A 13,979-nucleotide genomic window follows, 5' to 3' on the forward strand; every position below is an offset into this window, starting at 1 on the left:
GAGGGAAACTCCTTATTCCGGTAATACAATGTTCTGCAGACGCGACAAGGCGTCGTAGACACGGCTTTGGCTGCGGGCCAGTTGGCCTGTGGGATCACGCACGTCCTCCTGGGTCCGGTTGCCCAGGGCATCGAGGGTATAAGTGACGGTATTGCCCAGCTGGTCCTGAATGCCGGTCAGACGATGGGCATCGTCATAGGTATAAGCCAGATAGGCGCCATCGGGACCGGTGACTTGAGTGATCAGACCAGCCGGGTCATAGCTGTAGCTGGTGGTCTCGCTGCCGACCGTCAGGGATGTGAGGCGCTGGCGAACATCGTAGACCAGGATCGTGACCAGGCCGTTCGGATCGATCACTTCTTCCGGCTGGCTATGGGCGTTATAGCGACTGATCTCCGTGGTATGGCCCAGGGCATCGGTCACCTGCTTCAGTTGTCCCCGGCAGCCGAAGTGGCCGCCGATGCAGGCGGCGTCTTCCGGATAATAGTCATAGGTCGTGGCGTCGGATACGTCCGTGCGCGGGCCGTCTTCGACCTTGCTCAGCAGGATGCCGGCGGCCGCATAGGTGTAGGTGGTCGCCCAGCTGCGCGTCTGCAGGGTGTTCAGATCCTTGAGGCTTTTCAGCGTGACCTGGCCTTGGTCGTTATAGCTGTAGGTGGTCTCCAGGCCCGGCTCGGTGAGCTTGACCGGCAGGCGGAAGGTGGCATGCCAGTCAGTGCTGATTTTGCGTTCGCTGCTGTTAGCGGCGGGCGTGTAAGCCGCCAGATTGGCTGGACAACTGGAGCCAGGCGCCAGGCCTTCGAGCCGGACGGTTTCCAGGTTGCGGCTAGTATCGTAGGCGTAACAGCTGCGGTTGCCGTTGAAGTCGGTGCGGCTGGCGATGTTGCCATTGGCATCATAAGTGAGCGACGAAGCCGAGGCATTGCAGCCGGAACCGCCGGGCTGGTCGCTGCCGGTGGGCTTGACCACGCCCAGGACGGTGGTGAAGTGGCTTGTGCGCACCGAGCCTAAAGGATCGGTGATGAGGGTAAGGCTGCCATCCGCACTGTAAGACAGGCTGTATTTGTCGATGCCGCCGGTGGCATGTTCGGATGAAATAGCACGACCCAGGTTATCATAGTGCCAAGTGGCAAAGCGGACATTATTTTCATCGGTAATCCCCGTCAGGGCGCTAGGGAAAAGTATTTCCTCATAGTGATAGGTTTTTCGTGGATTATCGGTGAGATCAAGAGGGGTCGTGTCAGCGTAGATAACCTGGGATAAATTACCATTTGCCAGATAGGCGTAATGAATCTCGGTGGCATCGGGGAGTACGATATGATCCAGGTTAGAGTTTGCAGCGGCGGAAACATAGAAAAACCCTAAAGTCTTGCCAAAGGTATCGATGACCTGGCTGAGCCTGCCTACCCCATCGTAGCTTAGCGTTTGTCCCAAGTCATTACGGAGCTGGATGGAGATCAGCTTGCCTGAGCTATTATAGGTTTCAATAGTGTCGTCATCTTGAATAAGGCGCCATTGGCCGTTTGCAAGTGACGCCAGCTTCAGGCTAATGTCAGCATCAGGTATCCAGACGCCGTTTTGCAAAAGGAATTGATAAGCCGCCCCCGATGCACGCTCAGCGCTTATTTTGGTTGGGGTTATATCCAGCCGGTCGGAGAACGAACTGCGCCAGAACTTGCCGACCGCACTCGTCTCTGTCGCCTTGCTGTTGTAATGACGTTGAAATACCAAAGGATAAATGCCGTCGCCCTGGTAATCTGTTTCCAGTTGAACTTTATTGCTGGTTCCACCATTGATTGGGTTTGTGCCATTGCACGTGGCTGGAGAAGGGCCTTGGTTTTTTTTGGTTGCTGCAGGAGTAGGATCATAAAAGATCACCCTCGTATCAGAAGCACTGCATCCTGCTACGCTACCTGTCACCACTAAGGTATTGGCCCCGGGTTGTAATGTGACTGAAGCTGCACCTGAGCCCAAAAAATTGATCAAAGTCGTGAAAGTTCCGCTTTGACTAAAAAAGACAGTTCCGTTTATTGTTGCCGTTACTTGCCCCACATCATTAGGGTTTGCAGTTCCAGAGCCTGTGCCGGTCACTGTAATAGTGGGGGTTAAAAATGTCGCTCCTGCGGCTGGTGAGGTAAAATTCAGGGAGCATGATTGGGCTGGCAAAGTGAAGGTGTACAAAAGCAAAATGGTAATAATGCCTAGTACATTAGCATGAGTAAAAACCTTAGAATCGCTTGCTTTTGAACTTAGCTTGCCTCTTTTCCTGACTGTTTGCTCATGCTTGAAGTCATCGTTCCAATTACTTTTCCACGCGTTGTTTAAGCCAAACATATTTTAACTATCCTTAAGTTTTAAAAATCGTGCGTTGTGATGGCAATAGATTATTAATAAGCGCATCAACCATCCATAAGATATCAACAGGATTCAATCCTATTAGGCATCATCCGTTAAGGCTGCCATGCCTTTCAGTCCGGCTACTATGCTCATGAGGCATTAAGGCATTAAGCTCCAAAACCCTAACGTTCAGAATACTGCACCAAAGCATAGTGGCTTTTGGACTGTTGCCTAGGGTCTATCCTGTGAGGATTAAATAAACGGCAACATTTTTTTATTTTTTGTGACTCAATCGATGTTTTACGGCAAATTCGACGAGAACGCGGGGTATTTTTAGTCTACGATTTTTCAGTTTCGCAAAGCGGCTCTTTAAGGGGTTAATTAACCGTTGCGGCTTGGCAATGCCGCATAAACTAGCGGGTGCGAATCCCGCCCAGCGGAACCGTCTGGGTTCCGATGGATAAAACATATATGTCTATATCGGCGGGAGTCCGGTTAATGACTCTTAACTGACATATAAAGATATGAATCAGTAGGCAGTTTTGGGTCGAACTTGTCACTTCCAATTCGAGCCAAACTCGAATTGTCGATCGTCTGCTAGAGAGCGAAAGCACCAGTTCGCCACTCTCAAAAGCGGACTCTCACAACTTATGGGCCAGCATTACCTAGGGCATCGCAATATCCAACATACGACGCGATATACAGAATTGGCATCAGAGCGATTCATGAATTTCTGGCAGGATTGAATGGCGGCCGTCATGAGTAGACTGCTGAAAAGTTGACTTAAAATGCTAAATTGTTGAATTTTAAAGATTTGCAAAATTTCTGGGGTTTGGGCTTACACCCTAATATAACAATTTATAAGCAGATTGGTTTATGCGCTAGAGCAATGGAATTTTCAAAAGGAGAATAAGTCTGAATGGTAAAGTTATTCATAGCTACATCAGTCTCTGACTTAAGCCATATTCAAGCGGACTTTATTATCCATCTGATAATTAAAGAAGAAGTCGATAAACTGTTTAGTTTCACTTGCATTGTTTGTTTCTGGACCCAATGAGGAGAACTTGCCATGCCAAGAACAGACTCACCCGTATGTCCTTTTGAACACATCCAGAACCCGGCTCAAGAAGCTGAGCAAATTGCGCAAATCACGGACCTTACCGTCAAGTTGCTCGACAAGCGCTATCCCTCTCCGAATAAAATTCTCAGAGGCGTTCATCCCAAATCACATGGCTGCGTTAAAGCGCTATTTGAAATAAATCCCGATATAGACCCCGATTACCAAGTAGGGCTTTTTAACTCGCCCGGAAAAAAATTTGATGCATTTATTCGTTTTTCCAATGCAGCGGTTCTGGTGGGAGCCGACATAGACAAAGAGGGAAATCATGGCAGCCGGGGGATGGCCATTAAGGTGATGGACGTTGGCGGTGAAGTTTTGGTCGATGACAACGGCGCGCATAATCAAGACTTTCTTATGATTAACCAGCCTATGTTTGCGTTTGCAAACACTGAGGATTATCTAAGGCTGACTAAAATAATTTTTGCCAACAATGATGTTCCTGACGCATTTTTTGCCCCTTTAAAGCTGCAGTCCCCCGATCTTACTGAGGAAGAGAAGCAGCGTATCGTTGAATATATCAGAGCTGAAAATCTTTCAGAGGATGACATAAAACGGATAGGGGATTCTTTTAAAATCGCCAAACTGATTAAGTCTACGCCAATCGCAAACCCTTTAGAGGTTCAATATTTCAGTGCCGCTCCTTTTTTGTTTGGGCCGGATCGGGTCATGAAATTTTCCGCCAAGCCCTCTGCTGAAATTGTCTCGCCTCAAATTCCTGAGAACCCGTCAGACAATTATTTGCGTGAAGTGCTGAAGGAAACTATGAGCAAAAATGAAGCTGTCAATTTCGATTTTATGCTTCAGGTGCGCAAGGATATCGATGATGATATGGGCATTGAAAATGCTTCAACCTCCTGGGATGAGGACCAGTATCCCTTTATCAAGGTCGCAAAAATTACCATTTCTGCTCCGCAATTGGAAATCGATTCCGAGGAAAGCGAAGCGCATTGTGAAAAGCTGGCATTTAATCCCTGGCACTCACTGACTGAGCACCAGCCCATAGGCAGCATCAATCGGCTTCGTAAATCTGTGTATGAGGCTTCGGCAGAACATCGCCATGAAAAGCAGCAATTACCGTTTTTTTTGCTATGGCTGGAGAAACTGTTCAAATTTCTATTTGGCTCAAGATAAGCCGTCCAGCGCAGAGTCGCTATTTTCGCTAAGAACCTGTTTTTGAGCCGGCATCGGTAAAAGGAGCGACAATTATAGTCAACTGACTCTGAGACATAGAGTTGAAATCGGTTAATCATCCATGATCAACCAGCGTATTACCAAGTTTCCAGTAAAGTCACTGAAGACGCTCTAATCGTTCTATTTCGGACGGCTATATGTTCAAAATCATGTTTTTCAGGACCCACGTTTAATTACAGACATAATCAGGAGTTTTATATGCCATTTGATCATCGATTTATAACGCTATTAATTCCTGTTTTGCTCGCCGCCATGACAAGTTGTGATGACTCTCAACCTCTTAAGAAGAGTGGCGCTGTGGCTCGACCCAATAATAATGTTACGGCGGCCGAGGTTCTTTTTCTGGACCAGGGCTGGACTGACGAGGATAGGCAAACTTTCTACTACTTATCGCAAGGCTCTGAACTGCTGCCCTATCATTGGTTTCTTGCCTTGGAACAAAGTGACAGCGATGAATTGTTTCGTGCCGATCAACATATGAAGAAACTGGGGTATATTCCCCAGCAGTCCGATAAAAACCTGAACCCCGATGGCTTGCCCATCGGCTTTGTCAAAAACGAGGATCCGGTCAAGGTTTCATACAATATCAAAAAGGAATTTTTGGGGCGAACCTATGATAAAGAGGAATACCCTGCTACCAATATCTGGCTCGGGATGACTTGTTCCAGTTGTCATACTTCAGAAATCAACTATAAAGGCAGCCTCATTCGCATCGATGGGGGCTCTTCAAACGCGGACCATGAAGGCTTTCTGACGCAGCTGGTAAAATCCCTGCAGGCCACCACCTCAAACCCGGATAAAATGTCCCGCTTCGCGCACAGGGTGCTCGACCCCAACTGGAATCAAGGCGAGCAGGAGGCGCTTAAAGACCGGGTGATGGCTTATACCGAGGTGCTAGACAAGCAACTGCTTAAACTGAACAAAGGCAACGTACCTTATGGTCACGGCAGGCTGGATGCGTTCGGTGCAATTTTAAACCGAATTTGCGCGACAGCTTTGGACATGCCTGAAAATCAACGGCCTGCTGACGCGCCGGTCAGTTACCCGTTTCTATGGACCAGTCCGCAGCTGGACTGGGTCCAATACAATAGTTCCGCAGGCAATCCTATTAATCGAAATGTCGGCGAAGTCATGGGCATCTACTCCCACCTCAAGCTGACAGGGACGGCAGCCACCGGACAATTTACGTCAACTGTCAACCTGCAGAATCTCGATCGTCTGGAAGCCTATATTGAAAAGCTGAAAGCACCAGCCTGGCCCGCTGAACAATTAGGAAAAATTGATCCGGCTAAAGTCGCCCTAGGCAAGCAACTGTATGCTCAGAATTGCGTAAAGTGTCACCATATACGCGATACGGCCGGTAACTTCCCGATGATAAAAGATGTAGCCGGCAAGCAATTTGTCGCCACGGTATCCGACACGCCATTAAACGAAATCCGTACCGATCCGCAGATGGTACAGAATTTTCTTGGCCATAAAGCCAAACCGGGCATACTGAGAGAATTTCTGGAGCCTAAAGAAATACAGGCTCAGGAAGAAGTACCGAGAGCATTACTGCTGAGAGCGGCCGTCAAGGAAATCATCAAACACAAACTGACTGAAGCGGGTCTTCAGGGAAAAGAATTGGACGAAGCGGTATTGCGGTTGAACAGATCCCGCACGGATCCTTTCGTAAATCCACCTGTATCACTGATGTCAACTTACAAAGCCAGACCGCTTAACGGCATCTGGGCGACGGCCCCGTTCTTACATAATGGCTCAGTGCCTAATCTGTACCAACTCCTGCTGCCTGAAGATCAACGGATGAAAACATTCCTTGTCGGCAGCAATGAATTCGACCCCAGGCAGGTAGGTTTTCGAACTGATAAAGGAGTTAAATTCGATACGGCTCTGAAAGGTAATCTAAACACGGGCCATAGTGGCCCTGGCTTTACCCAGACCAGAAAGGAAGATGGCACTTACCGGGACTATACCGATCAAGAACGCTGGGCGTTGATCGAATATATGAAAACCCTGCTGTAACCGGAGCGGCGGCAGGGCGATAGTGAATCTTGGCCTGCGGCTCGGCGCGGCAGAGTAGGTCAGGCGGGCCAGCCGTATCTGATCGTATGGCTGGCCGTGAAAGCACACATTCTGAAGGGTTCATCCAAACCAAGGGCAGGGGAATACCATGGCAAGCAAGAAACCGACCTGTTTTGTCATTCAAGGCTACGGCAAAAAAACCGACTACACCGATGGCCGCGTACTGGATCTGGATGCCTCCTATGAAATCATCAAGGAAGCGGTTGAATCGGCGGGTGCGGAATGCGTGCGCGCCGATGAAATCGTCCATTCCGGTACCATTGATGTGCCGATGTACGAGCGCTTATTGAATGCCGATCTGGTGATTGCCGACTTGTCCACCTATAACGTAAATGCGGCGTTTGAGTTGGGCGTTCGTTATGTCTTAAAGCCTTACAGCACGATCGTGCTGGCCGAAGAGCAATTTAAAAATCCCTTCGATCTGGGGCATGTCGTAATTCGCCGTTACAAGCATCTGGGCGAGGAAGTTGGTTTCCAGGAGGCCAAACGCGTGATAAAGGAATTGAAAACCGCGATCCAAACGCTTTTGAATGCGCCCGCCATCGACAGCCCCGTCTACACGTATCTGCCTCAATTGCAGCCGCCTCTGGTTCAGAAGGCGGCGGTTGCCGCTGCGGTACCAACGTCTGCGGCGACTGGTCCGGCTGTATCGGCCGAGGTATCCGGCCTCGTGGGGGATGATAATCCCAGCGCCAAGCTCATGCTGGATGCCGCATTGGAAAAAATCAATGCCAGCGATTTCATGGCGGCGCGCGCCCTCTTGGAGGAGGTCAGAAAGCTCCGGCCGAAAGATTCTTTCATCCTGCAGCAGTTGGCGTTGTCAATGTATAAGAGCGAACACCCTTCCGTACTTGAAGCACTGAAAAATGCCGTGCTCATACTGCATGAGCTGAAGCCTGAAACCTCCAATGATCCGGAAACCATGGGCTTGTGGGGAGCAATTCATAAACGCATATGGGAGGAATGCGGCGATTCGCAAAGTTTAGATGAAAGCATCGCCGCTTACGAACGAGGCTTCTATTTAAAACAGGATCATTACAACGGTATCAATCTGGCCTATCTGTTGAATTTGCGGTCCGTGGAAGCGCTAAAAACCGGAAACAAAGACGAGGCTATCGCGGATTTCGTCATTGCCAACAGAGTCCGCCGGGAGGTCATCCGTTTCGCTACACCGTTAGTCGAGCGCCTGAAGAGAGAGGAGAGCGCAACCCCTTCAGATGAAAATAGGAAAAACGAGGTGGAAATCAATCGCTACTGGGTGGTGGCATCGCTATGGGAAGCGGCAATCGGACTGGATGACGATAACGCGACGTCAACGTGGGAGGCGGAAGCCAAAGCCATGAACGTAGGCGAGTGGAGGCAAAAAACCCGTGAAGACCAGGGAGCAAGGCTGCGAGAGTTGCTTACGACATACAAAGCGCTCGCCGGCAAGCAAAGCTGAATCCAGCGGGCGCCAGATCAAGTTCTACTTCAAGGGCAAGCGGACTTGGCAGATTTCATAACGAGTAAGTTTAAATAATTAAATGAAGAAGAGCGTCATTATCAATATCGCCGGACAATAAAAATTGAAATTTTTAGCGCGTTTTTACGTCCAGTGCTGGGGTTAACGGCCGATTAGAAACGGTCGGCGAGCGTAACAGCGGATGGCCGGGGAACTCCTGTTTCATCTGGTCACGATGGCCAGCGGCGATTTGTTGCTGGATGTATTCCGGAACGGTTAGTTTTGAAAACGGCGAGACGGTGCGTGTCCAGGGATCGGATAGAAACCAATGGATGAAGGATTCCGCCGTGGGCTCACCCAAAGGCGCATCTGCTGTTTGCCGACGCAGCCTGTCTAGTTGCACTTTTTGATCTTTCAGTGTTTCAACTGCGCCGAGTTCATTGAGCCTGTTACCGGCTATCGTCTCCGCCAGCGGCGCCAGCAGATGTTGATTATCCGAAATCATCGGCGGTACTTCCCACAGCCGCGCGGTTTTATCCGCCGAGGCGGTCACTACCTGTCTGCCGTCGGGACTGAACCGGGCCGACAAGACTCGGCCTCGGTGCATCATCGTTACTCCCAAAGGCTTGCCGGTCCGGGCATCCCATAACCGCACAGTACCGTCTTCTGAAGCGGTCACTACCTGCGTGTCGTCACGGTTGAACTGGGCCGACGAGACACGCCCTTGATGAGTCATCGGCTCGCCAATCTTCCGGCCGGTCCGGGCATCCCATAGCCGTGCGGTGTTGTCCGCTGAGGCGGTCACTACGAGCGTGCCGTCGCGGTTGAACTGGGCCGACAAGACACGCCCTTGATGAGTCATCGGCTCGGCTTTGGGCAGGGGCTTGCCGGTCCGGGCATCCCACAGTCGTGCGGTATTGTCCGCCGAGGCAGTCACTACGCGTGTGTTATCGAGGCTGAACCGGGCCGACAAGACAGCATCTTCATGAGTCATCGGCTCGCCAATCTTCCGGCCGGTCCGGGCATCCCACAGCCGTGCAGTCTTGTCCCATGATGCGGTTACTACGCGTGCGCTATCAGAACTGAACTGAGTCGACAAGACACGATCCTTATGCACCATTACTTCGGCCTTAGCCAGGAGGTTACCGGTTTCGGCATCCCACAGTCGTGCTTTATTGTCTGCACTGCCCGAGACAATGCGGCCGCCATCCGGGCTGAAGGCAACACTCAAAACTCCTGAGTCATGGCTCCCCAGCTCATCCGATTTGCCGGTATTGGCGTCCCACAGGCGCAGGGTCTTGTCCCAACTGCCGGAGACAATGCGGCCGTCATCCGGGCTGAAGGCAACGCAGGTAACCTCGGCCCCATGGCCTCTCAGCGGCTGGCCTGGCTGGCCGGTTTGGGCATCCCACAGTTGCAAGGTATTGTCGTCTGAAGCAGTTAACACGAATGTACCGCTGGGGCTGAACTGTGCCGGCAAGGCTCGACCTTGATGCGTCATCGTTTTACCTAAATGCCCGATCCTGGTATCCGACAAACGGGCAGTGTTATCGTCTGAGGCAGTCAGTACATAAGCGCCGTCGGGACTGAACTGGGCTGATGAGACACGACCTTGATGAGTTATCGCTTCGCCGAGGGACTTGCCGGTCCGGGCATCCCACAATCGAGCGCTGCTGTCCGCTGAGGCAGTCACCACGCGCATGCCGTCGAGGCTGAACTGGGCTGACAAGACAGCATCTTGATGCGTCATCGGCTCAGCGTTGGGAAGGGAGGCGCCGGTTTGGGCATTCCACAGCCTCGCTGTGCTGTCCGCTGAGGCAGTCACCACGCGCGTGCCGTCGGGACTGAACCGGGCTGACAAGACATGGTCTTTGTGTTCCATTACTTTGGCCTCAGCCAGAGGCGTACCAGTCCGGGCATTCCATAACCTTGCCGTGCCATCATTTGAGGCAGTCAGCAAGCGCGCGCCGTCGGGACTGAACTGGACGGATCGGACAGCCGATTTATGTGACATTGGCCTACCGATCGAGTGACCGGTCTGAGCACTCCACAGTCGTGCCTTAGAATCCCATGATGAAGTTGCTATGCGTGTGCCGTCAGGACTGAAGGCAATACTGCTGATCCCTTTCTCATGGCGCTCCAATGAATTCGGCGGCTTGTCAACAATTGGCTGATCAGTCTGGATATTCCACAGGTGCAGGATGCCATCCCGACTGCCAGAGGCGAGGCGGGTGCCGTCCGGGCTGAAGGCGACACTGGTAATCCCTTTCTCATGCGTCTGCAATCGCTGACCGGTCCGGGCATCCCACAGACGCAAAGCGCCGTCATATGAGACAGTCGCCACGCGTGTGTCGTCGGGGCTGAACTGGGCAGATCGGACAGCCGCGTCATGCGGCATCGGCTCGGTCTTGGGCAGGGGCTTGCCGGTCTGGGCATCCCATAGCCGTGCCGTGCCATCATTTGAAGCGGTTACCACGTGCGTGCCGTCGCGACTGAAGGATGCATCGTGTACAGTAGCCTTATGATCAAATATCGCCACAGGCAGAAACCAGCTTCTCTGTTGCAAGAGATTGACCAGTAGACTGCGGCTGGGCACCCATTCGGGATTGATCTGTATTGAGTAGGCAAGATGGGCCAGTGCATCAGGCATGTTGTTGTTATTATGATAATGCTGCTGCGCTTCGCGAAAGTTGGCCTCGGCCAGGGCGTGTTGCGTTTTATTGTGGGCTTTATCGTCACTCCATTTGGCCCATAAGAGAAAAGCAAAAAGTGAGGCAAGAATCACTACCGCTACCCTAAACCTCCCAACTCTGCGTTCGATGCGTAATGCCTTCCTGGCCGCTTGTTCTTTTTGCTCCGCTTCACGTTTCTCCTGTTCCGCCTGTCTTTGTTTTTCCAGGATCTGACGCTGGTCACGGCCCTTGCGAACCACGCCGGTCAGCACATCGTGAATCAGTTCAATACGTTTATTGCCATTTCGCTCCTCCAGTCGCAGCACCCGGCGCTGCACCAGTTGTGCCAGGGCTTCCGCAGTAATGCCGGGCATTCCCACGGTGTTATCATAGGCTTCGCTGTCACGGAAGCCGGAGACAGTGATCAGTTTGTCCTCGATGAATCGACGTAACTCAGGCGATTGATCTTTCAGGCTGCGTTCGTAGAAATTTTCCAGAATCTGTTCGCGGTCGCTGGCGGCAACCCGTGCATCGATCTGGATGTCTCTGTTTGCGATGCGCCGTTCGTTGAGTTCACGGCAGACCAGGCTCAACAGCGCCGGCTCAATACATAATGCCGATAATTCCCGCCGCGCTTCGTTTGGTTCCCCTGCGACCAGGCGCACGATAGTTTCCGCGACACTACGCTCCATCAGGCGACCTTGGGTCTGGTCCGCCACTTCCAGGGCGCGTTCTCCATTCATGGAGCAAAGCCGCATACGGTTGTGTATCAACGAGGGCATCGATTCGCGCAACTCTTCCAGATCGGCGAGATAATCTTCGCGGAGGCTGAAAATCAGTTTGTAGGGATGATGGCTAACGTTGAAGTTTTTTGATTCGTCCGGATTGGCATTTAAACGGGCTTTCACACTGCCAGGACAATGGCCTTTGACCAGATCGGCAAGCTCCTCCGTGATGAATTTCCTGAGATCAGAGTCTCGCTTCAGGTCTTTGCGGCCCAGGGTGAAGATTTCTTCGAACTGATCGAAACAAAGCAAGGGGACCATAAGGTGGTTACGGGCATCCCAGAATTCCGCGTCCTTGCGATGAAAATATTCCCACAGGGTTTCGTTTTCATTATGCTGCGGCGCTTCAATGATTTTTTCCTGAACCTGCCGGGCCATGGCTGCAAACACCTGTTCTCTGAAACTTGCCGAGGTCTCTCCAAAATCCAGGCGAATGGGGACCGGGAGTATATTATTCTGGCGTAACCGGGGGAAGAGACCGGCTTGTAACAGCGAGCTTTTGCCCAGCCCGGAAACGCCAAACAAAACCGTAAGGCGTTCGCGGCCGACGAGATCGTGCAGTTGTTTGATATCGGGTTCCCGGCCTTTGAAGAAATGTTCGTCCTGCTCTCTGAACGAGGCCAGCCCCGGCCATGGGCGCTCGTCGTCGACGATGATTTGTTCCGATTCCGGTAATAAGTGGGCGGACTTTGTGTTCATATCTGTTGAGAAAGGGCTCTTTGGTAATCTCGATAGAGGCCTTTGATTTCGTTTACAAACGCCTCATGAATCCGGCCGTCCTGTATGCTTTCCCAGTGCAGTTTGCGAAACTTCTTCGGCACGGCGGATTCATCGGGTGGGGTATCATCGATGACCACGGGAATGATGAAGCGCCAATCATCGGGAAAGCGTAGAGCCATCTCTTGAGCATAATTCCATTCAATGCGGAAAAAACGGGGCTCTCCTGTCAGGGTATTCCGGGAAATGATGGGAATAAACACCGAACACCGCTCGATATTGGATTTAATCCTGGCTTCAAAGTCATCTCCGGGGCGTAAATCCTCACGGTTTTTATCGAACCAAACATCGATCCCGACCTGCTCGAGAGCATCTCGAATTAAAATAACGGCAGGCCGGTCCTTGCTGGCATAGCTCAGGAAAACGGCGCCTTTCGGTATTTCAGGCGGGGGAGGTGGTACCGGAATGGGTTCGCCAGGAGGATATTTTTCCATCCAGCGCCGGTGCAATTCGTTGACAAACTCAATCGATGTCATTGGAAATACTTTGGTCCGGCAGCTGAAATGCTGAAGGAATACCGCCAGACTGGCGTCATTCTGTAACTGGTCGCCGGCCAGATAATCCGTTTTACCGCTGGCAACAACCAGGCGCTCCTTCTTGACAATACGCACGAAGAAACGCCCTAGCCAATCGCATAATGGACAGCCGATAACCATGAGATTCTGCTTGACCAGGATATCGAACAGCCGTTCCGGCCGGGATGTTCTGGACTGCAGGGCGTACATGAATTCCAGCACGTCTTCGTCAGTGACGACATAGCAGTTTGGGACCGCTGTCAGCTTTCCGAACAAATGAAATACTGTAATTTTATCCAGCGGCTCTTGTGCTGGCGGCAGATCGTTATCCGACCCGGGTGAGAATGCCAGCACCTGAGTTTTGTCCTGTCCGCCATAACGGACCTGGTTGAGCGCATGAGCAAGCAATGGATCGAAGCTCGTGGTCACAAATAACTTGAGCGATCTGATTTCGGCGAGCTTGACCAGCGCTTCCGGAAGGTTGACTTTCGATAGTGGCGGCATTGCAAGTTTGAGCTCCGGATAAATGTCATCCCTCTGTCCGCCTTGGGCGAGATAGCGGCAAGCGATGGCATTCAAGGTATCATCAGGCTCAGCGCTGATTTGCAGCCGATTGGCAAGCTGCTCCGCGAGATAGGAATAAAGCAGCTTCATTTCGCCGTCGATACCGAGCATCAACAGCTCCGGACCGATCACCGGAATAACGCACCCCTCTTCAATAAAAGTCAGGAGTTGTCTCCAAAGTCGTTCGGTATCGTTATTGGCCATATCCAGCCTCACGTCGAGTATGTTGATGGAAAAGAAGTTCTCTACAACTTTTCAACCTCTTTTTTTGAATAAACCTCAGGCAACAGTGTTGCTACGTCTTGCGAGCATCAATTTCGGCGTTAGACAGTTATGGTTTTAATTTTGTCAATAAATTTCGATCTTTATCTCGCTTGGCGCTGCTGAAACGCAGATTGCGACTACGAGCGGGGCAATAAAATCATGAGTTCGGGCAGTTTTTAGTCGGGTTTACTGCGACAAGGCGGATTGTTAAAGCGAATCCGCCTTGTGGGT

General features: G+C 51.4%; 6 protein-coding genes. 3 read left to right on the plus strand and 3 right to left on the minus strand.

Annotated features, from left to right (window positions below; genetic code table 11):
- Positions 1-12 precede the first annotated feature (12 nt).
- Positions 13-1,878: a DUF6531 domain-containing protein gene (locus METLU_RS0120800; protein WP_027159911.1), complete on the minus strand. Its 1,866-nt coding sequence runs from the start codon at positions 1,876-1,878 to the stop codon at positions 13-15.
- Positions 1,879-3,406: 1,528 nt separating this feature from the next.
- Here METLU_RS0120800 and METLU_RS26015 point away from each other — a divergent pair.
- From METLU_RS26015 to METLU_RS26020, 3 genes are all read left to right on the plus strand, one after another.
- Positions 3,407-4,588 carry a catalase family protein gene (locus tag METLU_RS26015; protein WP_051300061.1) on the plus strand — a complete coding sequence of 394 codons (1,182 nt, stop codon included), beginning with the start codon at positions 3,407-3,409 and terminating at the stop codon, positions 4,586-4,588.
- A gap of 357 nt (positions 4,589-4,945) precedes the next feature.
- Positions 4,946-6,670, plus strand: coding sequence for a di-heme-cytochrome C peroxidase (locus METLU_RS0120815; protein WP_051300063.1), 1,725 nt, complete (start codon positions 4,946-4,948; stop codon positions 6,668-6,670).
- Positions 6,671-6,818: 148 nt separating this feature from the next.
- The gene (locus METLU_RS26020; RefSeq protein ID WP_036243350.1) at positions 6,819-8,171 is read left to right on the plus strand and encodes a TRAFs-binding domain-containing protein; all 1,353 of its coding nucleotides are present in this window, start codon (positions 6,819-6,821) and stop codon (positions 8,169-8,171) included.
- Between the two features lie 133 nt (positions 8,172-8,304).
- Here METLU_RS26020 and METLU_RS26930 read toward each other — a convergent pair whose 3' ends face one another.
- Both METLU_RS26930 and METLU_RS0120830 read right to left on the minus strand, forming a co-directional pair.
- Positions 8,305-12,327 carry an nSTAND1 domain-containing NTPase gene (locus METLU_RS26930; protein WP_051300065.1) on the minus strand — a complete coding sequence of 1,341 codons (4,023 nt, stop codon included), beginning with the start codon at positions 12,325-12,327 and terminating at the stop codon, positions 8,305-8,307.
- Positions 12,324-13,688 (minus strand): toll/interleukin-1 receptor domain-containing protein, encoded by a 1,365-nt coding sequence (locus tag METLU_RS0120830; RefSeq protein WP_027159913.1) that lies wholly within the window; start codon positions 13,686-13,688, stop codon positions 12,324-12,326. The genes METLU_RS26930 and METLU_RS0120830 overlap by 4 nt, the downstream gene beginning before the upstream one ends.
- Positions 13,689-13,979 lie beyond the last annotated feature (291 nt).

The organism is Methylobacter luteus IMV-B-3098, from assembly GCF_000427625.1.
In the GTDB taxonomy this organism is placed as follows: Bacteria; Pseudomonadota; Gammaproteobacteria; order Methylococcales; family Methylomonadaceae; genus Methylobacter; species Methylobacter luteus.

What these genes read in the sequence shown, in the direction of transcription:
- METLU_RS26020 (WP_036243350.1), top strand. Translation starts at nt 6,819, where the DNA reads ATGGCAAGCAAGAAACCGACCTGTTTTGTCATTCAAGGCTACGGCAAA.
- METLU_RS26930 (WP_051300065.1), bottom strand. Translation starts at nt 12,327, where the DNA reads ATGAACACAAAGTCCGCCCACTTATTACCGGAATCGGAACAAATCATC.
- METLU_RS0120830 (WP_027159913.1), bottom strand. Translation starts at nt 13,688, where the DNA reads ATGGCCAATAACGATACCGAACGACTTTGGAGACAACTCCTGACTTTT.
- METLU_RS26015 (WP_051300061.1), top strand. Translation starts at nt 3,407, where the DNA reads ATGCCAAGAACAGACTCACCCGTATGTCCTTTTGAACACATCCAGAAC.